The organism is Roseibium litorale, from assembly GCF_014842915.1.
GTDB classification, from domain to species: Bacteria; Pseudomonadota; Alphaproteobacteria; order Rhizobiales; family Stappiaceae; genus Roseibium; species Roseibium litorale.
This window is the reverse complement of sequence record NZ_JACYXI010000001.1, coordinates 714,993-741,608: the sequence shown is the minus strand read 5'-3', so window position 1 is coordinate 741,608 and position 26,616 is coordinate 714,993. Positions and strand designations below refer to the sequence as shown.

The window sequence follows — 26,616 nt, the reverse complement described above, 5'->3', positions numbered from 1 at the left end:
TCAGATGCAATTAATTTGATCGTGCCTGGTCTCGCCTGGGCTCGGTTCCTTGGGGCGGGAAGTCAGACTGGAGTTGCCAGCGGCGGCAGTAACTCGACGGTCCAGGACAGGACATCCTGGTTTTCAAAGGAGACGCTGTTGACCAGAGGACCGTCTCCGAGCCGGTCGCTATAAGGAATGGAATAGGCCTCATTGCCTGAAGCTGAATAGATCACCTGCGCGTAGGTGTTGTAGTAGGGGTGATCCGGCTGAACGTCCTCGAAGGCGATGACAGGTGTGATCGTCCACCAGTCACGGCTCGTCATGTCCTTGATGGGAATGGTGCCGCCCTTGGGCGTCACCTGGCTGTTGACAAAGCCCATGAGCAGGCCGGAGGTAATCTCTCCAACCGCGAGCCGCTGGGTTGTGCCATAGGCGTCCTGCGGGTCGAGGCCGAGGGAGGTGATATAGGCTTTCAGCTCGCTCCAGCCGCCGGAAAAGCTGACGGCGGAATTGCCGGCAAAGGCCTGGCCGTAGATGACGCCATTATAGAGGTTCTCATCCGCAGCGGAGATGGTGAGCTTGCATCCGCTGAAGGATTTGCCAGGTGAAGGCGCCTGTCCGGCGGGGGTGATTTCGGTCGATATCGTTCCATCCAGCACGATGCTGCCGTCGGCCTGGGCTGTGGCGGTCATGTCGAGAATAAAGTTGTAGTTCGTCGATCCATTTGTGCCGGCAGGCGGATAGACAAAGGCATTGTTGTTGGCGATCTTCGTTTGCTGGCCAGCCTTGTAGACCGCCTGCAGATAGGGAACGAACGTCGGGAACGGGATCGTTGCATCTTGCGGATTGAAGGACGACGGGCCGATGTAGCGCACGAGATAGCCGCCGGTATTGGTGATCCGCGACAGGGGATTTGCGCCGGTCAGCTTTGAAATCTCGTTTCCGATCTGATTTGCGCCGGTCAGATAGCCCACCGATTGCAGCGGTTTGCTGGCGTCCTGCCCATAGCTGGAAATCTTCATCGGAGCGGCAAAGTAATTGATTGCCGTCATGTCGCCCTGATCGCCGGGATTGCCGGTCCGGGTCAGCTCGAAAGGCTGGAACAGGGTGCCATAATCGGTGCCGCCTCCAATGTAGGCTGGCGCTGACGTGGTGGAGGTGAGCGGTGCCCCATAGGACACATAAATGACGACGCCTTCTGCGCGGGTCACCTCAAAGCCCGCTGGTCCAATGTCCTTGAGGCTCAGGGATTCCGATATGATGCAATCGGCTGCTTTGAAGGAAACTGCTTTCCCGGAGCCATAGGTGACGTCGAAGTCCGGCTGGCCTCCGGGGATGATCTGAAACGTGATGAAGACCTTGCTGTCTTCAAGGGTCGTGGAATTCACGAACTTCAGTTCGAGACATTGACTGGTCATTGCTGGCTCCCTTTATGATTTTATATCTGACCAATAAAATCATAAGTTGTGAAACTGTGCAGGTAATTTTTGAGATTGAAGTGCCGCCGCAAGAGAGGCTGGAGCAATTTGGCTTCTTGTTTGCCGCTGGCGGGATTGGTAAGGACGTGGCCTTTGCTCCTGAGAACTGCTGTTCCGTGCTTCCCGCATCTTTCCGGAGATTCTTGCGTGACCAATGCAACTGCTCTGAACGCGACTCTTGATGCCTTGAGGGTGATCCGTGGACGCAAGCTCAAGGGCCGGGTGGAAGAGGTTCTCAAGACAAGAACTCACGAGGACTTCAATACTTTCTCCTGCGAAGCCCTGACGCTCGGCATGGAGGGCATTCCAGGCGACCTGCACAGCGGCTTCAGCAGGTGCTCGGGTGGCCGTGAGCCCTGGTATCCGCGCGGTACGGAAATGTGCAACGAGCGGCAGATTTCGGTTCTCAGCATCGAGGAACTGGCGGTGATCGCCGGGCGCATGGAGATTTCACAGCTTCACGCGGGCTGGATTGGCGGCAATATCTCCGTTTCCGGTATACCCAGCCTGTCCCTGATCCCACCGAGAACCCGTCTCGTTTTCGAAGGCGGCGCGGTGGTCCGGGTCGACGGCGACAATGCGCCCTGCCGCTATGCAGGCAAATCAATTGCGAAGCATTTCCGAGAGCGCGAAGGGCTGGACCTCCTGTTTCCGAAGGTCGCCCGGCGGCTGCGCGGGCTTGTCGGCTTTGTCGAAAGGCCAGGCGTCGTCAAAGCTGGCGAAGAAGTGACGGCTCACGTGCCGGAGCAGTGGATTTATGATCCGGCCTGAAGACCGGACCGGAGCCCGGCTGAAGGGGCAGAGTGCACTTTGCCGCCGGCAGATGCTCGAACATTAGACCCTTGGCCGTCCGGTTGCCAAACCCCTTCCAGTAGGTGTGTTCCTGTTTCGGTGTGCCGTCCTCGTTCATGGCATAGACGCCGTCGTTCGAAGAGGGGATGAGATCGAGATACGCCGCCTTGTCCAGATCCTGCTTCAGGTGCAGGTCGAGGAAGGCCGTGGAAAAGTGCTGCAGCACGTTGTTCATCCGCACTGTGTCCCATACCGGGTCGGCATAATGGTCGAACGGTGCAAAGCCGAGCTTTTCGCTGTAAGAAAAGCTTTCCTCCGGCGCGGGCATTGGCGCGGCAGCGTTGTGGTTGGCATACTCGAAGCTCAGCAGGTAACGGCTGGTGTTGACGCTTTCTTCCCAGATCTTGCGAATGCCGTTTTCGTAGCCGGAAATGTCGTCGTGGCTGCCTGCGACGTAGAGCATCGGCAACCTTACGCCCTTCAGGGTTTCTTCCGTGAAGTAGTCTTTGGTACGGCCCCAGGGAGCGATGGCGACGACTGCCTTGAAACGGTCGTCCAGCATGTCTGCATAGGACTGGCTCCCCGCTTCGTGAATGGCAAGCAGATCACCGATTTTCTTGCGGTTGCCGTCAACTGCAACCTTGGAAAGGCCACCACCAGAGGTGATCACTGCGCCATAGGCTCCCATGGAGAAGCCAACCAGACCGGTGCGGTCTGTCGAGACCAGGCCTCCTAGAAGCGTATCTGTTTCCCGCGATAGCCGGTCCATCTCGTTCAGGACAAATTTCTGGTCCAGCGGGCGGTTGACGAGCGTGGCCTCAAAAGCTGCCTTATTGTCGTAGGTGCTGTCCGCGTGGTCGATGGCGGCGACAACATAGCCTTTGGAGGCGAAGTTCTCCAAGAGATGACTCATCAGGAACCTGTTGCCAGGATACCCATGGGACACGATGACGAGCGGGTATGGGGCGCCGGAGCGATCCGCTTCCACATCCGGTGCGGACCTCCCGGACAGCTTGATCATTGATCCGTCCCGCATCATCGCGTCAATCGGAACCGGCTGCGTCTCCGCTGCCGCGGGATAGAAAACTTCGACAGTCAGCGGACGATCGTAGCGCTTGTCCTTTTCCCCGGCAATGACGGCAAGGACATCTACCTGATCTGGATTGGTGAGGCTCAAGGTGGTCCTGCCAACACCGAAAACTCCGTGAGCGGCAAGCTCAGGAGCGTCGGGGCGGATCATGTCGATGCGGTTTTCAGCCATGGAGAGACTCGGCAAGGAGAGCAGGAGACAGGTCACAATCGCCAAATGGCGCAGGTCTGTCAAAGCCGGACGGAGAGATTTTGCCGTTGCTTGCAATAGATCTTCGCTTGGGACAAAGAATAGACTTGTCAAATGCTTCTGGGCATAAACATCGCTCTGCCCATTGGCCTGTCCGTTGTAGGGATCACTGCAAGCGATTGCCTCCCCTGGAAGTGAGGGGGGCCGTTAGAGCGTGTCTTCGTCATCCTTGTCGATACGCCGCGCGCAACCCCAGTCCTCAAGGACTTCGTTCATTCCGTCGGCAACGAAGTATCGGGCCGCGTCCCGATCGTAGCCGTCTGCAAGCAGTGCGTCATAGTCACTGTGAGCATGGCGGACGCGGGAGGCAAGCGCTTGCCATAAGGCAATTGATAAAGGGAGACAGCGGAGGTGCTGCGAGCCTGCAAGGTCCAGGACGCTCTCCGCGTCCGCCATGGGAATACGAGGGGCCAAGGCTCTCAGGGCCTTGCGGAGGTCTTTTTGCCTGCGGGTGCCGCCGGACCGGTTCATGGCTGCCACTGTCAGGTGCTTTCGATCTGAAGGCAACTCATACTGTCGCGTTTCCGGGGCTGCCGTTGCGATGGCTTTTGCCGGCTGCTCTAAGCGATAGGGAACATGGCATTATTGGTCTGCTCCCAGTACTCTCCGGAGTGTTTCCTCGTCGCTTGTATAGCTGCTTTTCCTGAGCCAGTCCCCAATTTCTCCGGCGGGCATTGGCTCGGCAATGAGATGGCCTTGAATGTATCGGCAGCCGAGGCCCTTCAGGTGCATTCGCTGTTCGTTTGTCTCGATACCTTCCACAACGCAGTCCAAGGACATGGAGCGGCAGAGGGCGATGATGGAGGTAATGACCTTCCAGCTGGTTTCATCTTCGCCTTCCGCAATGAAACTCTTGTCGATTTTCACCCGGTCGATTGGCAGCCGGTGCAGATAGCTGAGACTTGAGTAGCCGGTTCCGAAGTCATCCAGCGCGATGACCGCTCCCGTGCTGCGCAGCAGCCGTATCGATTTCTCGGCCAGTTCGTAACTATCCATGACCGATGTCTCGGTGATCTCGAACATGATCCGGGAAGCGGCCACCTTGCTTTGGGTGATTGCTGCCAGAAGCAATAGAACGGTTTCGCTGCAGGTAATGTCATGTGCGGACAAATTGAACGAGAGATAATGCCGGCTTGGAAGAGATGCCATTCCGGCAAGAGCCTTGCCAAACAGCGTCAGGGTAAGGTTGCGCATGAGGCCGGTGCGTTCGGCCAAGGGGATGAACTTGTCCGGAGGGACAACGCCCAGCTGAGGGCTGGACCATTGGGCGAGCGCCTCGTAGCCCGCAATTTCATTGCGCTGCAGGTCCAGGATTGGCTGCATGTACACATTTAATTCACTGTCCAGATCCGCTGCCTGGAGAGCGCTTTCGATTGCCCGGTCAGAGCGGATCTGCTGCTCATGCTTGGAGGAATAGAGCGTAGTTTGGCCGCGGCTCTCTGTTTTGGAATTGTAGAGGGCGTAGTCGGAACGGTCGAACAGCTCATGGGCCGTACGTCCCGCATCGGGGAAACTCGCAAGGCCGATCGAGCAGCCGATGGTGACCTGAATGCCTTCGATATTGTAAGGGCAGGAAACAAGTTCGTTTATGGATTGCCCGAGCGCAAGCAATCCGTCCTGTTCCCCTTGAACAATCATACCAAACTCGTCACCCCCGAGCCTGCTGATCTCCAGTCCGGGTGTTTTGCCGGAAAGGCCGTTTAGGCGGTCTCCAACCTGCTGCAGGAGCAGGTCTCCGAAGTGATGGCCATAAGTGTCATTGACTGCCTTGAAGCGGTCCAGATCCACAACACCAATGGTGAAAGCTCCGTTTTCCCTGCTGGCGCCCGCCAGTGTGCTCTCCAGCCTTGAGAAAAAGTGCCGCCGGTTTGGCAGGCCGGTGAGGGCATCCGTATGGGCCAGGCGGGCATTCTCCTCGCTCAGGATCTCGGTCTCATGCTGTTTTTCGGCAAGAGCCATCCGGGAGAAAATGACATCGCGGAATGCCGAATAGCCGTTGAGCAGGACCTGGATGAGCACAAGGCTGACAAGAAAGATGTTCAGTGCAATGGCATGAAAGACATTCTGATCAATGCTGATGTAGTACGCGATATAGGGAACCGTCACCACACTCATAACCAAGAGCGCGGCCTGAGGCAGATTGATCAGGCAAAAGATGCAGCCGATCACGGTGATCGCTATGAAAAGAGAGACATGACCGCGTTCCATGTCTCCGCCGTATCCGTCCAGAGCGAGAGACCAGATAATAAACCCGCCTGCAAGGATGCCGCTAAGAAAAACAGTCTGACGGAGCTGTTTCAGCGCACGTGTATAGGTGACATTTTCAATTGAGGTTCGCAGCCACAGAAAGCTGCGCAGGCCGCAAATGGTCACAAGAGGCCCAAGCAGCCAGATCGTCAGATAGTTAGGAGCATATCCGTAATGCGTATAGGAGACTGCTATGGCGTTCACCATGAGCAATGCATACAGCAACGGAACCTGCCGCTTCAGCTCCTTGAACTGAGCAAGAATGAGTTCAGGATGCTGGTTGGTTAGGGTCAACCAGTTCCAGAGCATGCGAATTGCAGTCACTGTGGGCTCCTCTTGGAGCGAGCACAGTACAGCGCAAACGATAACTTGACCTTAAAAGTGCGCCGTGAATTTTTTCAAGGTCTCCACCGAGGATTGTTGACGCTTCGGGAGAGGGACGGTGGTGTCCTGTCAGATGCGCCAGCGCAGCTGCATTAAACCGTCTTTCCGTTCTCTACGTAATGTCTCCAGTGTTCTTCCTTTGGAACTCATATGCACGTCTGAAAGCAATTGCAGGGGGATCTCCTGCAAATAGCGCTGCTTCGAACGCTCTGCGTACCAGTACCGGATACCGGCAAGAAGGCATTGAAGCAGAGTGGCCCGCCTGGGGAGGTCACTGAAGAGTGCTGGAGGCTTGTCTGTGTACGGCATGATCTGAACACCATATAAAGAAAGATATTTATTTCTTTATAGTATGCGGAGCGTCGAGCGCCAATATGAAAAGCAAAAACTTTTTTTAATTGGCGGGGTGTGTTAGAAGAATCCTATGTCTGACCGAACGCGTACAAGATTGCTCAATGCTCTGAAACTTGCTGGCCCTCAAACGGCGGCTGAACTGGCCAACGCACAGTCGGTGACGCCGGTTGCGGTGAGGCAGCATCTGGATGGCATGCTTGCGGAAGGGCTGGTCCTCTTTGAGGACGTAAAGGGAACCGTTGGCCGTCCAAAGCGCCAATGGTCTCTGACCGAGGCAGGTCACCGGCAATTCCCGGACAATCATTCCGGCCTGATCCTCAGTTTGCTTTCAGGCCTTAAGGATCTCTACGGCGAGAGTGGTATCGAGCAATTGATCTCTCACCGGGAGAAGTCTGCGCGGCAGCTCTATGGAGAGGTGTTGAAGGGTAAGACGACTTTGCGGGACAGACTGGAGGCATTGGCCGAGTTGCGCTCACGGGAAGGCTATATGGCGAGCGTCGAGGAAGAAAACGGCAGTTTTCTTCTGATTGAAAATCACTGTTCCATCTGTGCGGCTGCGTCCGCTTGCCAAGGCTTTTGCCGGTCCGAAATGCGTCTATTTCAGGATGTGCTTGGCGATGGCGTTGCGTTGTCCCGTGAAGAGCATCTGCTGTCGGGCGGTCGAAGGTGCGTTTACAGAATTCGGGAAGCGGCCTGACTTCTCTGCTGCATTTTTGAGTTTTTCAGAAGGTTTGCTTTGACCCAAGAAGCTCGCTTATTAATTTTGCAGCTTTCAAAAATGAAATTTGGCGAGCCGTCTGCACCATGTTTTTCAACACTGTAAAGAATGCGAATTAATTCGGGCACTCAGGTACACCGGATTTATGCAGGTTTTCATTCTTTTTTCATTCCCCTGACTGTTTCTGGAAGAAGCAATTTGCCTTGGGAGTGTATGTGGTGGACTGGTTGACCAAGCCATTGGGGAATGTTCGTTTCTCCGTCAAAGTCGGCGGTGGTTTTGCTGCTATGGTTGTTTTGACCGCAGCGATCGGAGGGCTGGGCACCTTAAGCATTCAGAAGCTCAGGGACCAGTCTGCGGTGAACGCCAGTGCAGCTGCTGCTGTCGCGCAGCTTCAGGAAGTTTCTGCGGCGCGGGAAATCTACTTGCAAAGCCGTGATGCGTCGGCTGCGGAAGCCGCCGTTACAGAGATTGCGCGCCTGAGGGAGGCCCTTGAGGGCCTCATGACAATACTCGCAGATGTGCCGGAAGCACGTTCTGCCGTGTCGCGTTCTGAAGCTGCTGTGGATCAGCTTTCCGTCGAATTTCAGGCGGTTGTCGATGCAGTTGCTGGTCAGCAGGCCTCGTCCAGTCAGATGCTGAAATCCGTCAGCAAGCTGGAGGCCCTGGGGACCAGCATTTCCGATCAAATGACCGCCATCGAACAGAGCGCCAAGGGTGTTGCCAAGACGGCTGATAGCAAGCGGACGAGAGCGGACAAAGTGAGCCGCATGCTGGCTGATATCCAGGACCGGGCCTTGGAGCTGGACCGCCTGCTGCGCGAGGCGAGGTCCTCGGATCTTTCGTTTGATGGGGCAGGGCCTGCTGCGGATACGGACCTTATCGAAAATCTCGTGGCCAAGGCCGGCGATATGTCGAAAGCCGTCGCAAAGGCCGCAAAGATCAAGGTTGATGGAGTAGACCCGGCTCAGCTGCAGGAAATCGAAAGCTCTGTGGCAAGGTTCCAGGAACTTCTGGCTCAAGCAGCGGATGCCTCGCTGGCTCCTTCTGCCCGTTTCCAGAGCCGCCGAAATGCCTCCGGGCTCGCTTCGGAGCTGGTATCCAGGTCCGCCCAAGTGCGTGACGCTGTATTCGAAGCGGCGGATGCTGCCCGCAAGGAAGCTGCAGGAAGCCAGTCTCAGTTGACCATCGCAGCACTAATTTCTGTCAATGCGAACAAGTATCTCAGGGAAGCCTTGAGCCTGCGGGGAACTGCGATGGAGCTTTTTGCGAATATGGGAACTCTGAAGGACAGCGACGTAATCACCCGCAGTTCGATCCTTCAGAACATCGCAAATACGCTGGGTGCAGATGCTGCAGCTTTTCCGCAGATCAAGGGTCCCGTTGACGCCATCCTCGCGGAGGTCGATCAGTTCACCACGGAATTCTCAGCGGTCTCGGAAGCGCGTGCCCGCTATGACGAAGCGCTCATCCGCCTGGCGCAGCTTTCTTCCGAAGTCCGCGGGCAGATCTCCGGTATTGCCGCTGAACAGTCCCGGACAGCCTATGAACAGGCAGAGACAGCTCTTCTGTTGATCGGTGTGGTTGTTCTTGTGTCCGTTGCGCTTGGAACCCTGATCGCCCTGGCGCTTTCCTTTGTCATCACGCGGCCCATCCGCCGGTTGACCTCTGTGATGGCGACGCTGGCCGAAGGCGATACCAACGTGGACATTCCGTCCACAGGTCAGAAGGACGAGATCGGGGACATGAGCCGGACGGTTCAGGTGTTCCGGGACAACGCGATCGAAAGACTGCGCCTCGAGGAAGGAACCCGCGCGGATCAACGCCGCAAGGAGGCCCGCGAGCGGGAAGTCAATGCATTGATCAGTGGCTTCCGTGATCGTGTGCAGGATCTGCTTGGCACATTGGACAGCACCGCGCGGTCTATGGACGGCACCGCCCAGTCGCTGAACAGTATCGCGGATCAGAGCGCGACGCAGGCGGATGACACGGCAAGGGTCAGCGAAGAAGCGACATTGAGCGTCGAAAACGTTGCCGGGGCCGCCGAAGAGCTATCTGCTTCCATCGCGGAAATCGGTGAACAGGTGCGCCGGACGACCGAAATTGTCTCCAGTGCGACCGGCGCTGTGCGTGACACCAACGGTAAGGTCCAGTCGCTTGCCGTTGCAGCCACAAAGATTGGCGAAGTGGTGACGCTGATCCAGGCGATCGCCGAGCAGACCAATCTTCTGGCGCTCAATGCGACGATCGAAGCGGCGCGTGCCGGCGAGGCGGGCAGAGGCTTCGCCGTCGTTGCTTCCGAGGTGAAGGAACTGGCCAACCAGACTTCCAAGGCTACCGAGGAAATCGCCAGCCAGATCTTGACCATTCAAGGATCGACTGAAGACGCAGTCCACGCGATCTCCGCGATCTCCTCGACCATGGAGGAGGTGGACGGCTATACGCAGGCAATCGCTTCCGCAGTCACCCAGCAGGGAGCCGCGACCAACGAGATTTCCGGAAACGTGCAACGGGCGTCGGAAGGAACCAGAGCGGTTCAGACCAACATGGTCCGGCTGGCTGAGACCGTTGACCAGACCCAAAGCGCGTCTTCGACGGTTTTGACGGCAGCAGGAGAACTGGGGCAGCGCAGCCAGGCCTTGAAGTCGGAGATCGAAGCTTTCCTGACCCGTGTCGCGGCCGCCTGAAGCCGCGTACACCATTGCTGGACACCCCGGCCGGGCAGGTAAGCGCCGGGGCCGGGATGTCCTGACCTTTAAAGACGTTTGCTTGTTCCAGCGTCTCTCTTGCCCGTCAGACCGGAATCTTCGATGCCATCGCCCGGGCACTGGGGCTGGCTTCTTTCGCAAGTCCCTCGGCGACACCTTGCCTGTCTGGCTGCAAGCGGTTCTGGCTGAGTTTCTTTTTGGCCTCGATCCGGCTCAGTTCGATGCGGACGCCGACAATGCCGCGCATATGAGCCGAGATGAAGGCTTCCGGTGCATCGGTCACCGTCCAGGGTTCCGCCCGGTTTTTCTCGTGCTTCTCCGTTAGGTCCGAGACGACCTGATGCAGCCGGCCGGCATCCTCGAAGAACTCCACGGCGCCATAGGCATGCACCGCGCTGTAGTTCCAGGTGGGAACCACCTTTCCATGTTCCGCCTTGGAGGCGTACCAGCCGGGGCTGACATAGGCGTCCAGGCCGGGAAAGATCACCAGAGCTTCGCCTTGCGGTTCAAGCTTCCACTGCGGATTGGCGCGGGCAATGTGGCCGTAAAGAGTGCCCTGCTGACCTTCGTGGGTATTGAGCAGAAGGGGAAGCGGCGTTGCCATCAGGCCCTCGCTGGTCATCGTGATCAGCGACGCCAGCCCGGCCGTCTCGATCATGGCCTGAATTTCCGCTTGATCGGTCTCGGCAAAGGCAGGAGGCGTATACATCGGCTGGCGGTCTCCCTTATAGCATGATCCAAGGGCAGCGTCCCGGGAGACGGGTCAGCTCTGAGGTCATTGAGACAGGAAGCATATCGAATTTCCTGACGTTCTTTCTACCCCAGAACGCATAGTTTGCATACGAAATGGGGTCAAGCGGGCCGCAGCTTGCATTGGGAGTGCCCGCCCGGACCGGTGCAGCGTCTTGCTCTCAAATCTGCCCGGGCGCGCGGGGAGCTTCCGCGCGTTACTTCCGCTTTGCGTCTTTGCCGCGGATCTGACTTGGGTCAATTGCATTCAGAAAACCGCGTGCTTCGGTTTCTGTTTTGACGTTTGACTTGTCCTGTTTGGGTTTGCGTATTTCTTTTGTTTTGCGTTTCTGACCCTTGGCCATCTTGGCATTCCCTCTTTTGAGTAGTCGGTTTTGAACTTTTGACTTTTTTAGAAAATGGACAGCCCATGTGAGCGAGACGGATCTTGCAGCCATTTTGAACTGAGTCACGGCTGCCGGTTCGGGGCTGTTTCTGCACCCGCGGGAGCAAAAACTGAACGATGCTACCGCTTAATCTGGAAGACATTTGTATGGGCGTTATTTCAAGAACTGACGCATAATATTCCATTGAGGTTTATTGATGTCTTTTTAAAAATAATTCTGAAGATCAATTTTGATGTTATTTCAATAACGTATTTCTATTTTCAAAAGTTTCGGGTATTGTTTATTTGTGTAAATTTTATTTTCAGCCGGTTGGTCTTTTGAAGTGAATCTGCTTCGGTTGTGATGTGTGGTGATTGAAAATGCTCAGTTTTTTGAATCCGAGCCGCAGCTACGATCCTGTTCGCAGGTGTGTCCGGTTTGCTGGGCATGATGGCATGTTCGAGATTTCCTTCACCGTGGATGTCGACGCGCTGGAGCCAGTGGCTTCCGATGCCCAGCAGGGCGAGACGGCCTATCTTCAAGCCTTTGACAAGGCCCGGAACAAGATCCACGAGATTGCACGCAAGGCCTACGCGAATGGGCACCGGCGTGTTTACGAGCTTGGCCGCGACAGTTTCCGCTAAGGCGCGGGCTCATTGATCTGCCGGATATGGCGTCCCGTTTGGTTCGGAAAGCCAAGGCGATTGGCACGCAGGGCTTTTGGGATGGCGGGGAGGATCTGCAAGTCTCTGAGGCTCTTGGGCGGCCGTTGCCCGATGCCTTCTGTCCAGCCCATCCGCTCAAGCCATTCGTACCACAGAGTGAATTCACGCCCCATGCAGTGCCGCATCACTGCTCCAGATCCGAAACAGAGGATGCCGCATTCCATGCTCATCAGATACGGTTACGAAATCAAAGTCTCCTGCACTCAGCCCACGGCGATGGTGTGCTTGCTCTCGCTCAGCGAAGACCGGCGGCAGGACGTCCTGGTACCGGAAATTCTCGAGCTTGATCCCCCAACGGCCATGTCCTTCTATTACGATGTCTACGGGAACCGCTGTCTGCGCTTCGTCGCGCCTTCCGGGGAACTGGTCATCCGCAGCGACGCTACCATCGCGGATGACGGGCAGCAGGACCTGCAGGCCTATGAGGCGCAGGAGGTGCCTGTGGCTGACCTTCCTGACGAGTGTCTGATTTTCCTGTTGGGAAGCCGCTATTGCGAGACTGACCGTCTAAGCCAGATGGCTTGGGACATGTTCGGCTCAGTTGCTCCCGGATGGGGCCGGGTGCAGGCCATCTGCGACTTCGTGCATAAGCATATCCAGTTTGACTATATGCAAGCCCGCGTGACCCGGACGGCTCTTGAGGCGTTTGAGGAAGGTGTTGGGGTTTGCCGCGACTATGCCCATTTGGCCGTTGCTCTTTGCCGGTGCCTGAATATTCCTGCCCGCTATGTGAATGGCCATTTGGGTGACATCGGTGTGCCTGTCGTTGACCCGATGGATTTCTCTGCGTGGATGGAAGTCTATCTTGGAGGGCGGTGGCACACGTTCGATCCGCGCAACAACATTCCACGCATTGGCCGTATCGTGGTCGCAAGAGGGCGGGATGCTGCGGATATTCCGCTGATCAACTCGTTCGGGCCGCATGTGTTGAAGTCCTTCAAGGTCTGGACCTACGAGAAGGCGTCTGCCTGAGACCGGCTTGGCTGCCGGCTTCTACGAGCTTAGCGGGGGCCAATCGAGTCCTGCAGCGTTTCCGCCAAAGCTTCAAAATCCTGTTGGCGGGGGGACGAGCGGCGCCAGACGAGGCCGACTGTACGGGCAGGCTGAGGATCTTCGAACCTTTGTAAGAGAACCCGGTCATCACGCACTTCCACATCGGCGCAGATTTCCGGAAGCAAGGTTACACCGAAGCCCGCAGCAACCATCTGCATGACGGTCGCCAGTGACGTTGCCCCCAGCGTGTTGCGTCCGGGCGTCGGCAGGCTGGCGCAGTAATTCAAAGCCTGATCGCGCAGGCAATGGCCCTCTTCAAGCAGAAGAAGGTTCTGATTCCGGATGTCGTCCGGGCAAACCCTTGCGCGTGGGTCCACAGTGTCGGAGGACTGCCGGGCAAGCAGGAACCTGTCGGTGAAGAGTGCGGCGCTGCAGAGCGCCGTTTCTGTGACAGGCAGGGCGACGATCATCGCATCAAGCTCGCCTGCGATAAGTTCACGGGTCAGCGGGTCAGTCAGGGTCTCGCGGATGGTCAGGTCCAATTGCGGATGGGCCTGATTGAGTGCAGGCAGGATACGCGGCAACAGATAGGGCGCGATCGACGGAATGATACCGAGCCTGAGCGGGCCGGATAGCGGGCTGGACAGTTGGCGGGCATAGTCCGCCAGGTCGCGGACGTCCGTCAGGATCTTCCGGGCGCGCTCGACGATCTCGCCACCTTCGCGGGTCAGACGAATGGCATTGGGTTGGCGTTCGATCAGACTAAGACCGAGTTCCTCCTCCAACTCCTTGATTTGCATCGATAAAGCTGGCTGTGAGACGGAAACTGCCTCCGCTGCACGGCGGAAGTGCAGGTGCGTGGCAAGGGCTTCAAGGTATCGGAGCTGGCGGAGTGAGATCATTCGATAAGAATAACTGATTGCTCGTTCTGGTCAATACGATTGGATCTGATGAAGCGTCCCTGTCATGATCCCTTCGACGCCTGAAAAGACGAGGGGGCGGGCGCGCTCACCGGACGGGCCAAAGCCACAATAGGTCCATATGGGCCTGCTAGAACGAACACTGCAGATAAAAGTTGGAGAGAAACGATGGACGCGAAGCTCAAAGAAGCCAACAGCGGCATGGGTGGATGCCCCGTCATGCATGGCAGCATGACTGAAACCGGCAACAGCAACACCTCCTGGTGGCCCAAGGCTCTAAACCTCGACATCCTGCATCAGCATGACACCAAGTCGAACCCGCTCGGCGAAGACTTTGATTACCGGGAAGAGCTCAAGAAGCTGGATGTTGCAGCCCTGAAAGAAGACCTCAAGGCGCTGATGACTGACAGTCAGGAGTGGTGGCCGGCTGACTGGGGCCATTACGGCGGTCTCATGATCCGCCTGTCCTGGCACTCTGCAGGCTCCTACCGTCTGGCCGATGGCCGTGGCGGCGGCGGCTCCGGCAACATCCGGTTTGCTCCACTGAACTCCTGGCCGGACAACGTCTCCCTGGACAAGGCCCGCCGTCTGCTGTGGCCGCTCAAGAAGAAATATGGCAACGCCGTTTCCTGGGCCGACCTTATTCTGCTCGCCGGCACCATGGCTTATGAAAGCATGGGCCTGAAGACCTTTGGTTTCTCCTTCGGCCGCGAAGACATCTGGCATCCGGAAAAGGACGTCTACTGGGGCGCTGAAAAGGAATGGCTGGCACCGTCCGACAACCGCTACGAAGACGTTGCCAAGCCGGACACCATGGAAAACCCGCTGGCGGCCGTTCAGATGGGGCTCATCTATGTGAACCCGGAAGGGGTGAATGGCGTTTCCGATCCGCTGAAGACCGCGGCGCAGGTCCGTGAGACCTTCGCACGTATGGCCATGAACGACGAGGAAACCGCGGCGCTGACCGTCGGTGGCCACACTGTCGGCAAGGCGCATGGTGCTGGCGACCCGGGCACGCTCAGTGCGGAGCCGGAAGCAGACGACATCACAAGCCAGGGTCTGGGCTGGGTCAACCCGAATCAGAACGGCAAGGCCGCCAATGCCATCACCTCCGGCATCGAAGGGGCCTGGACGACCAACCCGACCGTGTTCGATGACGGCTATCTGGAGCTGCTTTTCGGCTACGAGTGGGAATTGACTAAGAGCCCGGCGGGCGCGACCCAGTGGCAGCCGGTCGGCATCAAGGAAGAACACATGCCGGTGGATGCGAGCGATCCGTCCAAGCGCGTGATGCCGATGATGACCGATGCTGACATGGCCATGAAAATGGACCCGGCCTACCGTGCCATCTGCGAAAAGTTCATGGCCGATCCGGCCTATTTCCGCGACACCTTTGCCCGCGCCTGGTTCAAGCTGACCCACCGCGACCTTGGTCCGCAGGTCCGCTACATCGGTCCGGATGCGCCGAAGGAAGTTCTGATCTGGCAGGATCCGGTTCCCGCTGGCGAAAAAAACTATGACATCGGTGGTTTGAAGTCCGCGATTGCCGCTTCCGGTCTGTCGGTTTCCGAACTGGTGTCCACGGCCTGGGACAGCGCCCGCACCTATCGCGGGTCCGACATGCGCGGTGGTGCGAACGGCGCCCGCATCCGTCTGGCGCCGCAGAAGGATTGGGAAGGCAACGAGCCGGCCCGTCTCGCTAAGGTTCTGAGCGTTCTGGAGCCGCTGGCAACAGCCTTCGGTGCTTCTGTGGCCGATACCATCGTTCTGGCAGGTAATGTCGGGATCGAAATGGCCGCAGACGCCGCTGGTTACGAACTGTCCGTTCCCTTCGAGCCGGGCCGCGGCGACGCGACCGACGAGATGACCGATGCAGCAAGCTTCGCGTCCCTGGAACCGATTCATGATGGTTTCCGGAACTGGGTCAAGAAGGATTACGTGGTCAGCCCGGAAGAGCTGCTGCTCGACCGTGCTCAGCTCATGGGCCTGACCGGTCCGGAAATGACCGTCCTTCTCGGCGGCATGCGTGTGCTCGGTACGAACCATGGCGGCACCAAGCATGGCGTGTTCACGGATCAGGAAGGGGCTCTGACCAACGACTTCTTCGTGACCCTGACCGACATGGCCTACACCTGGAAGCCGACCGGCAAGAACACCTACGACATCTGTGACCGCAAGACCGGTGAGAAGGTCTACACGGCAACACGGGCAGATCTGGTGTTCGGTTCGAACTCGATCCTGCGGGCCTATGCCGAGGTCTATGCCCAGGACGATTCCTTCGACCGCTTCGTCAATGATTTTGTCGCGGCCTGGGTGAAGGTGATGAACGCTGACCGGTTCGATATCGCCTGAATCAGCTTCCGGCCGGTCCTGTGAAGGCTGGTCCCGGTGGCGGGAATGTTAAGAAGTCTACAGAAAGGCGGCCTCAGTGCCGCCTTTTTATTATCAAGACGCTCACTCTTAAGTATTTTTGCGTGCTGCAAAGCGGAATTCAAGTTGTACATGACGTATCGTTAGCTCTACTATTGCGAGTATACTTTGCATTCCGCAAAGCTGGCCTCCCCTGAAAAATGGTAGCAATGTGTGGAAATATAAATCGGGGCAGGTCTGGCTTTGCATGAAAAAAGGAATATTATTCAGATAGATAAGGCATTTCCAAATGTCTCTGGATTTGGATGATTACAGTTTGATCTAAATTTGTTTTTATTCCGGTGGTTTCCGTTTTTTCGATCTTTATTCTTGAAGGTCATGATGCAGCTTCGCCCAGCAATGAACCAGGTGCCGAAGCATGACCAAAGAGTTCAAGACCGAACTTGTCAATTTCCAGGAACTAGACGGATCGACGGGACAGTCTCGCAGTGCAGAGCTTGCCCGGCATGTGGCGACGCTTTTTGCCTTCACCTCGGACCGTTGCTCCGACGCGCAGGTGCAGACCTACGACGGTGTTCTCCTGCGCCTTATCGGCATGGTGGAGGTCGAGGTCCGGCGGTATGTAGCCGAACAGCTCGCCAGCCTGAAGCGCGGTCCGGGTGCAACGATCCGTTCGCTCGCGGAGGACGAGATTTCTGTCGCAGGGCCAATCCTGCGCGAATCTCCGGTTCTTGCGGATGCGGATCTTCTTGAGATTGCAGAAAAGAACGGATCTGGTCATCTCTTTGCAATCGCGCAGCGTGGCAGCCTGTCTTCAGGCGTGACGGATGTGCTGGTCGAGCGCGGTGACCTGCAGGTCAAGCGCCAGCTCGCGGGCAATGCAGGTGCGGCTTTTTCTGACGAAACCTTGATGCGGCTGATCGGCGAGGGCGCTGCCGATGCCACGATCCAGCTTTCGCTGAGTGACCGTGGAGATCTGGCGGAACATCATATCCGCAAGCTTGTGAGTGTTGCCAGTGACGAAGTCCGCCGCAAGTTGCTGGGGCAAGGTGAAACGAACCAGGCCGACCGTCTCGGCGACGTCAATGACGTGGTCGCTCAGCGGATCACAAACGAATACTGGCTGTCCCGCTACGATTTTGAAACGGCCTGCAAGCGCGTTCTGCTTCTCGGAAAGCGGGGCATGGTCAATGAAGCGAGCCTGCGCCGTTTTGCTGCCGAAGACGCTTTCCCCGAAGCCGTTGCGTGCTTTGCGTGGATGGTCCGTTGCGGCGTGGAGGAGGCGAGCCACTGGATGGTCCGCGCGGATCCGGAGCCGTTTGTCGTTGTGGCGCGGGCAGCGGGGCTCTCGGCGATCACCGTTTCGTCTCTATTGTCGGTTGGGCCCTGGCGCCAGCGCCTTACTCCCGAGGCGCGGGCAGAGGCCATGCGCGTCTTCGAGCGCATGAGTACAGGTGAGGCGAAGCGGCGTATCGCGCATTGGAGCCATGTGGTTCTGAACTGACCTTGAGTGAAATTTGCAAATCCTCAACTTGCGGCAGTCTATTACACGGGCTGCCGCTTTTGTTTTGAGATAGAGTATCTCTCAGACGGATCGCGGATCAGTCCGGATCAAATGCGCGAACATCGGGGGGTGTGATGGGCGATCAGAAGCTGCTCGGAGCAAAACAGGATTTCCTTTCCACATGCTACCGCTTGTCCCGGAGCAGGTCCTCAGGCAAGCGGATGCGGGGTGAGCGCCTGCAGGTGTTCGCTGTCTTCCTCGCGGCGCTTGTTGTTCTGACCGGGCTCTGCGGATCAGGGGCGGGAGCCCAAGGAATTCCAGGGCTCTTTTCAGCCGCGGCTGCAAAAAACGGGACGCCGCCCGAGACGTCTTCAGCAGCCCCTGCGCCGGTGGCCGCAATTGAGGCGGATATGGACGAGATGACCGATCTTTATCTGGACCGAGGTCTGGCTGCCCGGGACGCTGCCCGCAATATTCTCCAGATGGCGCCAGAGCTGCCCGGCTCAGTCACTGAAATGCTGCGTGCAAAGGGCATGAACGGCAGTCTTGACTGGATTGGAACGACTCTCCTGGTCACGGCTGTGGGGTTCGTCATTGGCGGGTTCTTTATGCAACTGGTCGGAAAGTGGGGCCTTCGCCAGTTCGACAATCTGCTGCAGCGGGAGAACCGGCACAGAGCTGACCGGATTGCCTACCTTTTCCTGCGCGCCATCGCGATGCTGATCGGCATCGTTGCGTTTGTTGTTGTCAGTGGCGCGGTGTTGCTTGCTCTGAGCCGTGGGCCTGCGGTTGCGCATCAGTCCGCGATGATCCTTCTCGGTGTAGCTGCCCTGTTCCTTGTCATTCGGACGGTCTATCTGAGCCTGCTGTCCCCTTATGATGAGCGGGCGCGTATGGTCCAGCTGAGTAATAAGGAGGCTGGCAGGCTCTACGGCGCGTTGTTGTTCGGGACTGCGGTGGCAGGGCTCTTCTTTGCGGTAACGACGCTGATGGGCCGTCTGGGGCTGGAGCCTGATGCGCTCAAGCTGACCCAGATTGCCTCTGCTTTTGCCGGGTCTCTCATTCTTGTCTGGATTGTCATTGCGTTCAGGGCCCCTGTCCGAAGACTGATTCAGGGAGAGGACGCGGAAAGCGCGCCGCTGTGGCGCCGGGTGCTCGGCAAGGGCTGGCACATTCTGGCAGCAGGGTATTTCCTGCTTGCCTTTCTTATTTCCGCGGTTCGCATCCTGCTGGACCTGCCGTCGGGAACCGGATTGGTGATCGCCCCGATTGAGGCGCTCCTGGCAGCGGGTATTGCCTATGGTGTTTTTGTCCTGATCATTGACCGTCTGCTTCTGCCCCGTCTGGATACGGAGCTGGTGGAAACCGGTATTGCGCAGGACATCCTCCGCGCCGAAGCGACGGAGGGGGCTGAGGAAGATCTTGCGGCGACAATCGCTCAGGCTCGGGCAATCGCCGAAGACCGGGAAAGTCAGAGAGCTCCTTTCCGCAGTCTGCTGGATCACGGAGCGGGAATCCTGGCCGGTTTTGTCGGTCTGGAGCTGCTGCTGCGGTCCTGGGGAGGCTCGTCCGGCCATGAAAGCCCTCTCGAGCAGTTCTCTGATGTGCTTCTGGTCGCGTTCCTTGGCTACATGGCCTACCGGGCCGTGGAAATCGCCATCGACCGGCACATCAGTTCCCAGGGCAAGGAAGATGGGCACAGTGATGAAATGGAGATTGGGGGCGCTGGCGAAAGCCGGATCGCGACCCTCCTGCCGATTTTCCGCAATTTCCTGCTGATCACGATTGTCTCTATTGCCGGCATGGTCGCACTCTCCCAGATGGGGGTCGACATCGGGCCGTTGTTCGCAGGTGCCGGCGTGGTCGGTCTGGCGGTTGGCTTCGGAGCGCAGACTCTGATCCGTGATATCTTCTCGGGAGCCTTCTACCTTATCGACGACGCTTTCCGGAAGGGCGAGTACATCGACATCGGCAGCGCAAAAGGGGTTGTCGAGAAGATCTCGATCCGGTCCATGCAGCTGCGCCACCACAGGGGAGCATTGACGACCGTGCCCTTTGGCGAGATCCAGCGCGTGGAGAACTACTCCCGTGACTGGGCGATCATGAAGCTGGCGTTCCGCGTGACCTATGACACGGATGTCGAGCTGATGCGCAAGATCGTGAAGAAGTTCGGTCAGCAGCTTCTCGATGACCCCTACTACGGGCCGATGTTCCTGCAGCCGCTCAAGTCGCAGGGGATCATGTCCATGGAGGATTCTGCCATGGTTGCGCGGGTTAAGTTCACCACGCGTCCGGGCAAGCAGTTCGAGCTGCGCAAGGTCGTCTATGCCGGATTGCAGGAGCTGTTTGAGAAGAATGGCATCAAGTTCGCGCATCGCCAGGTTACTGTTCGCGTGGCAGATGTCAGCGGCGGTGCGGCCTTGAGCCCGGAGCAGAAAGTGGCTGCCGGAGGTGCGGCGTTGCGGTCCTTGGAGGAACAAGGCGCGGGCCGGGAGGCATAACCCGTTACCTGAACGGGGCACTCTTGAGCTGAAAATCCTGCTCCAGTTGCCGGTGCCTTCGAGGACTGTCCTGATCCGGATTGCCGGGGTTGTCTGCTTTTTCCTGAAGGGTTTTTTGCCGGCTATCCCAGGGGCTTTGACATCGCCCCGGCCGTAAGGACCTGTCTCCGGCGTTCCGCTAACCGTATTGGTTGTCCCTGCTTTTGCTTCTGGCGAGCTGTGGTTTCTGGCTTGTCATTCCGTTCGGTGTCGTATAAAGATATCTTTATATCGACATTGATGGTTCATGTTCATGGCTGACGAACTCAAGCTCTCCGTTGACGACACCCTTGCAGCCCTTCGGGCGGTGGGTGAGGCAACGCGTTTGCGGCTCATTGCCCTGCTCTCCGAAAGCGAACTGACGGTGAAGGATGCGACAGCTATCCTCGGCCAGAGCCAGCCGCGTATTTCACGCCATCTCAAGCTTCTGGCTGAGGCCGGTCTCATCCTGCGGTTCCCGGAAGGCTCCTGGGTTTATTACCGGCTTGCGGACGGGCCTGCTGCCGATGCGGCGCGGGATCTGATCAGCCGGATCTCCAAGGACGATCCTGTTCTAAGCGGCGACCGCGAACGGTTCCAGGCAATCCGCAAGGCAAAGGCCGAGGAAGCTGCGGCCTACTTTGCCGCAAAGGCCAAGACCTGGGACACCGAGCGGTCCCTGCATGCCGCTGACAGCGACGTGGAAAAAGCTCTGCTGTCGGCGCTGGGCGACAAACCGTTCCAGAGCTTCCTGGATCTGGGCACTGGCACGGGCCGTCTGCTTGAGCTTCTCTCCAGCCGTTACACCTCGGCGCTGGGCATTGATGCGTCTCATGACATGTTGTCTGTCGCCAGAGCCAATCTTGCCCGTAGCGGCTTGTCCAATGCGCAGGTCCGCCATGGGGATATCTATGCCCTGAATGTTCCGCCGCGCTCCTTTGATGTGGTGGCCGTGCACCAGGTTTTGCACTTCCTTGATGATCCTGCGCGTGCACTGGCGGAAGCGGCTAGAGCTCTGCGTCCCGGCGGGCGGCTGCTGATCATCGACTTTGCGCCCCACGAGCTGGAGTTCCTGCGCGAAACGCACGCTCACCGCCGCCTGGGCTTTGGCCATGACCAGATGCGCCGCTGGGTGGAAGCGCTGGATCTCGAAATGGAGCAGGTCACCGATCTGGCTCCCCAAACCGATAACGACACCAAATTGACCGTGACACTCTGGCTTGCCCGCGACCCGCGCATCGTGACGGATCTGCCGCTTGCCAATACTACCCGAGAGGTTGCCTGACCATGTCCGACGCTCACGCTTCGCGCCGTTCCCGCGAAACAGAAGCCGCGCCGATTAACGCCTCCTTCGAGTTCTTCCCTCCGAAGACCGACAAGATGGCCGAAACGCTCTGGGCAACCGTCGAGCGGCTGGCGCCGCTGCGCCCCTCGTTCGTCTCCGTGACCTATGGCGCAGGCGGATCCACCCGCGAGCGCACCCACAAGACCGTGGACCGGATCCTCAAGGAAACAGATCTGGCTCCGGCAGCCCATTTGACCTGCGTTGGCTCCTCCCGCGAGGAAGTGGACGCGATCATCCGCGATTATTGGGACATGGGAGTACGCCACATCGTAGCTCTGCGCGGCGATCCGCTGGAAGGCATCGGCGAGCCCTACCGGCCGCACCCGCAAGGCTATGCCTATGCTTCCGATCTGGTGGCCGGCATCAAGAAGATCGGTGACTTTGATGTCTGCGTTTCCGGCTATCCGGAGCGGCATCCTGAAAGCGCCGGTTGGGACGTCGAGATCGAGAACCTTAAACGTAAGGTGGATGCAGGCGCTGACCGGATCATCACTCAGTATTTCTTCGACAACGACCTCTTCGACGCGTACCGGGAACGCCTTGCCAAGGCGAACATCTCCATTCCGGTGGTGCCAGGCATTCTGCCGATTCAGAACTTTGAACAGACGGTTCAGTTTTCATCCAGGTGCGGCACGAGCATTCCAGAATGGCTTGCCCGCCGGTTCTCTGGCCTCAGCGAAGATGCGGAAACGCGCAAGCTGGTGGGAGCCGGCATTGCCTGCGAGCAGGTGATGGATCTGGTCGACCGCGGTCTGTCCGATTTCCATTTCTACACCATGAACCGTGCCGATCTGACCTATGCCCTCTGCCGCATGCTCGGCATGGGGGGCGACAGCTCCGAACAGCAGGCTGCCTGAGATCCGGACCCGGAAGGACTGAAAAGTGGAAAAGAGTAAAGTGTTCGCCCTTCTGCAAGAGGCCGCAGCGTCCCGGATTCTGGTCCTGGATGGGGCGATGGGGACAGAGATTCAGCAGCGCAAGTTCAGCGAAGCGGATTACCGCGGCGCCCGCTTTGCCGATTGGCCGCGCGACGTGAAGGGCAACAATGACCTTCTGAGCCTGACACAGCCCGATGCGATCCGCGCCATCCACGTGGATTATCTGGAGGCCGGCGCCGACATCATCGAGACCAACACCTTCTCCTCGACCACGATCGCCCAGGCCGACTACGGCATGGAGGCGCTGGCCTATGAGCTGAACGAAGTCAGCGCGCGGCTTGCCCGCGAGGCCTGCGATCAGGTGACCGCAAAGGATCCCTCGCGCCCCCGGTTTGTCGCCGGCGCTCTCGGGCCAACCAACCGCACCGCGTCCATTTCGCCGGACGTGAACAACCCAGGCTTCCGGGCCGTGTCCTTCGATGACCTGCGCATTGCCTATGCGGAGGCCGTTCGCGGTCTGATCGCTGGCGGCGCGGACATCATCCTTGTCGAGACTATCTTCGATACGCTGAACGCAAAGGCCGCCCTTTTCGCCATTGACGAAGTCTTCGAGGAAGTCGGGCTTCAACTGCCGGTTATGATTTCCGGCACGATCACCGATCTGTCCGGCCGTACCCTGTCCGGCCAGACGCCGGAAGCGTTCTGGAACTCGGTTCGTCACGCTCAGCCGCTCACCATCGGCCTCAACTGTGCGCTTGGCGCAAAGGAAATGCGGGCTCACGTGGACGAGCTTGGCCGTGTCGCCAACACGCTTGTCTGTGCCTATCCGAACGCCGGTCTGCCGAACGAATTCGGCGAATATGACGAGAGCCCGGCCCATATGGCGAGCCTACTCGCGGAATTCGCAGATGCGGGTCTTGTCAACGTGGTCGGCGGCTGCTGCGGCACCACGCCTGCCCATATCAAGGCCATTGCCGAAGTGGTTGCTGGCAAGGCGCCGCGCGTCATCCCGGATGTGCCGCGCCATATGCGCCTATCTGGTCTGGAGCCCTTCGTCGTCACGCCGGAAGTCAATTTCGTCAATGTGGGTGAACGCACAAACGTGACCGGTTCGGCCCGGTTCCGCAAGCTGATCCGTGAAGGCGAATATGCGACGGCTCTGGAAGTTGCCCGCGATCAGGTGGAGAACGGCGCGCAGATCATCGACGTCAACATGGATGAAGGGCTTCTTGATTCGGAAGCCGCCATGGTCACCTTCTTGAACCTGATGGCGGCCGAACCGGATATCGCCCGTGTTCCCGTCATGATCGACAGTTCCAAGTGGACCGTCATCGAGGCTGGCCTGAAGTGCATTCAGGGCAAGGGCGTTGTGAACTCCATCTCGCTGAAGGAAGGCGAAGAGGCCTTCATCGCCCAGGCCAAGCTTGTGCGCCGCTATGGTGCCGCTGTCGTGGTCATGGCCTTTGACGAGACTGGTCAAGCAGACACCTACGAGCGCAAGATCGAGATCTGCCAGCGCTCCTACAAGGTGCTGACCGAGAAGGTTGGCCTGGCGCCGGAAGACATCATCTTCGATCCAAACATTTTCGCGGTGGCAACCGGGATCGAGGAACACAACAACTACGGCAACGACTTCATTGAGGCGACCGGCTGGATCCGCGAGAACCTGCCCCATGCCCATGTGTCGGGCGGCGTGTCGAACCTCTCTTTCTCCTTCCGGGGCAATGAAGGGGTGCGCGAGGCCATGCATTCCGTATTCCTGTATCACGCTATCAAGCGCGGTATGGACATGGGCATCGTCAATGCCGGTCAGCTGGCCGTCTATGACAAGCTGGAGCCGGAGCTGCGTGAACTGTGCGAGGACGTGGTCCTCAACCGGTCACCGGACGCAACGGACCGTCTTCTGGAAGCTGCCGAGCGCTGGAAAGGCGAGGGCGGCAAGAAGAAGGAAGCCGATCTCACCTGGCGCACGCTGCCGGTCGCCAAGAGGCTTGAGCATGCGCTGGTCAATGGGATCGACGACTATGTGGTCGAGGACACGGAAGAGGCCCGCCAGAGCTTCGACCGCCCGCTGCACGTTATTGAAGGTCCGCTGATGGATGGCATGAACGTGGTCGGCGACCTCTTCGGCTCGGGCAAGATGTTCCTGCCGCAGGTGGTGAAATCTGCCCGTGTCATGAAGAAGGCCGTGGCTCACCTGATGCCCTTCATGGAGAAGGAAAAGGAAGAACAGGGCCTCACCGGCGTTTCCTCTGCAGGCAAGATCCTGATGGCGACGGTGAAGGGCGATGTGCACGACATTGGCAAGAACATCGTGGGCGTCGTTCTCCAGTGCAACAACTTCGAGGTCATTGATCTCGGTGTGATGGTGCCTGCCACGAAGATTCTGGAAGTGGCCAAGCAGGAGAAGGTCGACATCATCGGCCTCAGCGGCTTGATCACGCCGTCGCTGGACGAAATGTGCCATGTGGCGGCTGAGCTGGAACGCGAGGGACTGGACGTTCCGCTGCTGATCGGCGGGGCAACGACCAGCCGTGTCCACACTGCGGTGAAGATCCATCCGAACTATGACCGCGGCCAGGCGATCTATGTAACTGACGCGGGCCGTGCGGTCGGTGTTGCCTCCCGCCTGATGAGCGAGGGAGCCCGCGCTCCCTATTATGCGGAAGTCCGGGATGAGTATGCCCAGATCGCCGAAGAGCATGCCCGCAGCCGCGGAGCTTCTCAGCGCGTGACCATTGCGGCTGCCCGGGCAAACCGCCTGAAGCCGGACTTCAGGGCGCATCCGCCGGTCAAGCCGTCCTTCCTCGGAACGAAAGTGTTTGACGACTTCCCGCTGGAAGAGCTGGTGCCGGTTATCGACTGGACGCCGTTCTTCTCGACCTGGGAAATCAAGGGCCGTTATCCGGAGGTTCTGACCGACAACCGCTACGGCCCGGCAGCCAAGGCGCTCTATGATGATGCCCGCCGGATGCTGGACGAGATCGTCGAGAAGAAGCTTCTGAATGCCCGTGGTGTGGCAGGGTTCTGGCCTGCGGCCGGGCGGGGAGACGATATTGTTCTTTTCAATGATGAGAGCCGCACCTCCGAGCGGGCCGTTCTGCATGGCCTGCGCCAGCAGATGAGCCGGACGGCAGGCGGACGTGCCAATGTGGCGCTGGGCGATTTCGTCGCCCCGGAAGGCAGTGGTATTGCCGACTGGATCGGCGGCTTCGCGGTAACGGCCGGTCATGGTGAGGAAGAGCTGGCTGCACGCTACGCCAAGGCGGGCGACGACTATAACAAGATCCTCAGCCAGGCTCTGGCAGATCGTCTGGCGGAAGCCTTTGCCGAAAAGCTGCACCAGATCGTCCGTAAGGAACTCTGGGGCTATGTGCCCAATGAAACCCTCAGCAACGAGGAACTGATTGCCGAGAAGTACCAGGGCATCCGTCCGGCTCCGGGCTATCCGGCTCAGCCGGATCACACCGAAAAGCGGACCCTGTTTGATCTGCTGGATGCCGAAAAGGCAACCGGTATTCAGTTGACCGAGAGTTATGCGATGTGGCCGGGGTCGGCTGTGTCCGGTCTCTATTTCTCGCATCCCGAAAGCCACTATTTCGGGGTTGGCAAGATCGAGCGGGATCAGATCGAGGATTATGCCGCCCGCAAGGGATGGGATGTGGAGCTTGCCGAACGCTGGCTCGCGCCGATTCTGAATTACGATCCCCGGCGCCTGGTCGCGGCGGAGTAAGGTCCAGCCCGTTTGCCTCTGGCCAATCATTGCCCCGCAGATCGCAAGATCTGCGGGGTTTTGTGTTTCGGGCGCAATAGCGCTGGAACACGTAGTTTAGCGTCCGTCGGGGCCAATGGCGATAAAGGAGAAGCTCCGGTTCTGATGGCTGCCGTTGGAATCGCCCACGATGGCCGTGGCCCCGTTTTCGTTCAGATAGGGGAAAACGATGTTGTCCAGTGGGTTCTGGCCGAGATTACCCCAAAGGACCTGCGATCCTGTGATCGCCGGAGTGGCGTCAAAGTCATCATCAAACTGAATCTGATAGACACCTGCAGACTGGTTGACGACATTGAAATTGTAGCCAGTGCCATTGCCCGTGCTGCCGGAGAGGATCGAGCCGTCGGATTTGACGACACCCCAAATGATCGTTGCCATGTTCACTTTCCCTTTTGGAAGTTGGATACCTCCGGGAGACGTGCAGGAAATACGGTTGTGACAGATAAGTGCTGCAACAGCCGGCGCCCTGGCAG

At 58.4% G+C, this 26,616-nt stretch carries 19 protein-coding genes; 11 read left to right on the top strand and 8 right to left on the bottom strand.

Translation table 11 applies throughout. The annotated features are described in order from the left end of the window. Positions 1-62: 62 nt before the first annotated feature. Entirely contained in the window at positions 63-1,400 is a 1,338-nt protein-coding gene (locus tag IG616_RS03635; protein ID WP_192146447.1) for a hypothetical protein, read from the bottom strand. Positions 1,401-1,607: 207 nt separating this feature from the next. Between IG616_RS03635 and IG616_RS03630 the strand changes: the two genes are divergently transcribed. After that, positions 1,608-2,231 (top strand): MOSC domain-containing protein, encoded by a 624-nt coding sequence (locus IG616_RS03630; RefSeq protein WP_192146445.1) that lies wholly within the window; start codon positions 1,608-1,610, stop codon positions 2,229-2,231. Here IG616_RS03630 and IG616_RS03625 read toward each other — a convergent pair. From IG616_RS03625 to IG616_RS03615, 3 genes are all read right to left on the bottom strand, one after another. After that, positions 2,170-3,513, bottom strand: coding sequence for an alpha/beta hydrolase family protein (locus IG616_RS03625; RefSeq protein ID WP_192146442.1), 1,344 nt, complete (start codon positions 3,511-3,513; stop codon positions 2,170-2,172). The two genes, IG616_RS03630 and IG616_RS03625, sit on opposite strands and share 62 nt — an antisense overlap. Positions 3,514-3,738: 225 nt before the next feature. Next, the gene (locus IG616_RS03620; RefSeq protein ID WP_192146440.1) at positions 3,739-4,062 is read right to left on the bottom strand and encodes a DUF2293 domain-containing protein; all 324 of its coding nucleotides are present in this window, start codon (positions 4,060-4,062) and stop codon (positions 3,739-3,741) included. Between the two features lie 111 nt (positions 4,063-4,173). Continuing rightward, positions 4,174-6,162 carry a putative bifunctional diguanylate cyclase/phosphodiesterase gene (locus tag IG616_RS03615; RefSeq protein WP_209007248.1) on the bottom strand — a complete coding sequence of 663 codons (1,989 nt, stop codon included), beginning with the start codon at positions 6,160-6,162 and terminating at the stop codon, positions 4,174-4,176. 484 nt (positions 6,163-6,646) lie between these two features. Between IG616_RS03615 and IG616_RS03610 the strand changes: the two genes are divergently transcribed. Both IG616_RS03610 and IG616_RS03605 read left to right on the top strand, forming a co-directional pair. Continuing rightward, the gene (locus tag IG616_RS03610) at positions 6,647-7,273 is read left to right on the top strand and encodes a helix-turn-helix transcriptional regulator (protein ID WP_192146438.1); all 627 of its coding nucleotides are present in this window, start codon (positions 6,647-6,649) and stop codon (positions 7,271-7,273) included. Positions 7,274-7,512: 239 nt separating this feature from the next. Then, a complete protein-coding gene (locus IG616_RS03605) occupies positions 7,513-9,981 on the top strand; it encodes a methyl-accepting chemotaxis protein (protein WP_192146436.1) in 2,469 nt (822 codons plus the stop codon). A gap of 106 nt (positions 9,982-10,087) precedes the next feature. On the opposite strand, the gene IG616_RS03600 is transcribed toward IG616_RS03605, so the two are convergent. After that, positions 10,088-10,711, bottom strand: coding sequence for an FMN-binding negative transcriptional regulator (locus IG616_RS03600; protein WP_192146435.1), 624 nt, complete (start codon positions 10,709-10,711; stop codon positions 10,088-10,090). 238 nt (positions 10,712-10,949) lie between these two features. Next, positions 10,950-11,096, bottom strand: a complete 147-nt coding sequence (locus IG616_RS03595) for a hypothetical protein (protein WP_192146434.1) — start codon at positions 11,094-11,096, stop codon at positions 10,950-10,952. Between the two features lie 401 nt (positions 11,097-11,497). Here IG616_RS03595 and IG616_RS03590 point away from each other — a divergent pair, with 401 nt between their 5' ends. Together IG616_RS03590 and IG616_RS03585 are read left to right on the top strand one after the other, a co-directional pair. Then, on the top strand, positions 11,498-11,761 hold the full coding sequence (locus IG616_RS03590) for a DUF1488 family protein (protein ID WP_192146433.1): 264 nt from the start codon (positions 11,498-11,500) through the stop codon (positions 11,759-11,761). A 243-nt stretch (positions 11,762-12,004) separates the two neighbouring features. Then, the gene (locus IG616_RS03585) at positions 12,005-12,814 is read left to right on the top strand and encodes a transglutaminase-like domain-containing protein (protein ID WP_192146431.1); all 810 of its coding nucleotides are present in this window, start codon (positions 12,005-12,007) and stop codon (positions 12,812-12,814) included. A gap of 29 nt (positions 12,815-12,843) precedes the next feature. Here the strand turns inward: IG616_RS03585 and IG616_RS03580 are convergent, their stop codons facing one another. After that, positions 12,844-13,737 (bottom strand): hydrogen peroxide-inducible genes activator, encoded by an 894-nt coding sequence (locus tag IG616_RS03580; protein WP_192146429.1) that lies wholly within the window; start codon positions 13,735-13,737, stop codon positions 12,844-12,846. A gap of 186 nt (positions 13,738-13,923) precedes the next feature. Here IG616_RS03580 and katG point away from each other — a divergent pair, with 186 nt between their 5' ends. The 6 genes from katG to metH all read left to right on the top strand — a co-directional run bounded on the left by katG (position 13,924) and on the right by metH (position 26,104). Next, positions 13,924-16,107: a catalase/peroxidase HPI gene (gene katG / locus IG616_RS03575; protein WP_192146427.1), complete on the top strand. Its 2,184-nt coding sequence runs from the start codon at positions 13,924-13,926 to the stop codon at positions 16,105-16,107. A 436-nt stretch (positions 16,108-16,543) separates the two neighbouring features. Further along, positions 16,544-17,629, top strand: a complete 1,086-nt coding sequence (locus IG616_RS03570) for a DUF2336 domain-containing protein (RefSeq protein ID WP_192146425.1) — start codon at positions 16,544-16,546, stop codon at positions 17,627-17,629. A 134-nt stretch (positions 17,630-17,763) separates the two neighbouring features. Then, positions 17,764-20,130, top strand: a complete 2,367-nt coding sequence (locus tag IG616_RS03565) for a mechanosensitive ion channel family protein (RefSeq protein ID WP_192146423.1) — start codon at positions 17,764-17,766, stop codon at positions 20,128-20,130. A 292-nt stretch (positions 20,131-20,422) separates the two neighbouring features. Beyond that, the gene (locus IG616_RS03560; RefSeq protein WP_192146421.1) at positions 20,423-21,433 is read left to right on the top strand and encodes an ArsR/SmtB family transcription factor; all 1,011 of its coding nucleotides are present in this window, start codon (positions 20,423-20,425) and stop codon (positions 21,431-21,433) included. Between the two features lie 2 nt (positions 21,434-21,435). Further along, complete coding sequence (metF, locus tag IG616_RS03555) at positions 21,436-22,350, top strand: methylenetetrahydrofolate reductase [NAD(P)H] (protein ID WP_192146419.1); 915 nt, start codon at positions 21,436-21,438, stop codon at positions 22,348-22,350. A 25-nt stretch (positions 22,351-22,375) separates the two neighbouring features. Next, positions 22,376-26,104, top strand: coding sequence for a methionine synthase (metH, locus tag IG616_RS03550; RefSeq protein ID WP_192146417.1), 3,729 nt, complete (start codon positions 22,376-22,378; stop codon positions 26,102-26,104). Between the two features lie 96 nt (positions 26,105-26,200). On the opposite strand, the gene IG616_RS03545 is transcribed toward metH, so the two are convergent. Continuing rightward, positions 26,201-26,521 carry a hypothetical protein gene (locus tag IG616_RS03545; RefSeq protein ID WP_209007247.1) on the bottom strand — a complete coding sequence of 107 codons (321 nt, stop codon included), beginning with the start codon at positions 26,519-26,521 and terminating at the stop codon, positions 26,201-26,203. Positions 26,522-26,616: the final 95 nt, after the last annotated feature.

Excerpts from the sequence above, each read along its gene's own strand:
- IG616_RS03635 (WP_192146447.1), bottom strand. The coding sequence starts at position 1,400 with ATGACCAGTCAATGTCTCGAACTGAAGTTCGTGAATTCCACGACCCTT.
- IG616_RS03625 (WP_192146442.1), bottom strand. The coding sequence starts at position 3,513 with ATGGCTGAAAACCGCATCGACATGATCCGCCCCGACGCTCCTGAGCTT.
- IG616_RS03620 (WP_192146440.1), bottom strand. The coding sequence starts at position 4,062 with ATGAACCGGTCCGGCGGCACCCGCAGGCAAAAAGACCTCCGCAAGGCC.
- IG616_RS03610 (WP_192146438.1), top strand. The coding sequence starts at position 6,647 with ATGTCTGACCGAACGCGTACAAGATTGCTCAATGCTCTGAAACTTGCT.
- IG616_RS03600 (WP_192146435.1), bottom strand. The coding sequence starts at position 10,711 with ATGTATACGCCTCCTGCCTTTGCCGAGACCGATCAAGCGGAAATTCAG.
- IG616_RS03595 (WP_192146434.1), bottom strand. The coding sequence starts at position 11,096 with ATGGCCAAGGGTCAGAAACGCAAAACAAAAGAAATACGCAAACCCAAA.
- IG616_RS03590 (WP_192146433.1), top strand. The coding sequence starts at position 11,498 with ATGCTCAGTTTTTTGAATCCGAGCCGCAGCTACGATCCTGTTCGCAGG.
- IG616_RS03585 (WP_192146431.1), top strand. The coding sequence starts at position 12,005 with ATGCTCATCAGATACGGTTACGAAATCAAAGTCTCCTGCACTCAGCCC.
- IG616_RS03580 (WP_192146429.1), bottom strand. The coding sequence starts at position 13,737 with ATGATCTCACTCCGCCAGCTCCGATACCTTGAAGCCCTTGCCACGCAC.
- katG (WP_192146427.1), top strand. The coding sequence starts at position 13,924 with ATGGACGCGAAGCTCAAAGAAGCCAACAGCGGCATGGGTGGATGCCCC.
- IG616_RS03570 (WP_192146425.1), top strand. The coding sequence starts at position 16,544 with ATGACCAAAGAGTTCAAGACCGAACTTGTCAATTTCCAGGAACTAGAC.
- IG616_RS03565 (WP_192146423.1), top strand. The coding sequence starts at position 17,764 with ATGGGCGATCAGAAGCTGCTCGGAGCAAAACAGGATTTCCTTTCCACA.
- IG616_RS03560 (WP_192146421.1), top strand. The coding sequence starts at position 20,423 with ATGGCTGACGAACTCAAGCTCTCCGTTGACGACACCCTTGCAGCCCTT.
- metF (WP_192146419.1), top strand. The coding sequence starts at position 21,436 with ATGTCCGACGCTCACGCTTCGCGCCGTTCCCGCGAAACAGAAGCCGCG.
- IG616_RS03545 (WP_209007247.1), bottom strand. The coding sequence starts at position 26,521 with ATGGCAACGATCATTTGGGGTGTCGTCAAATCCGACGGCTCGATCCTC.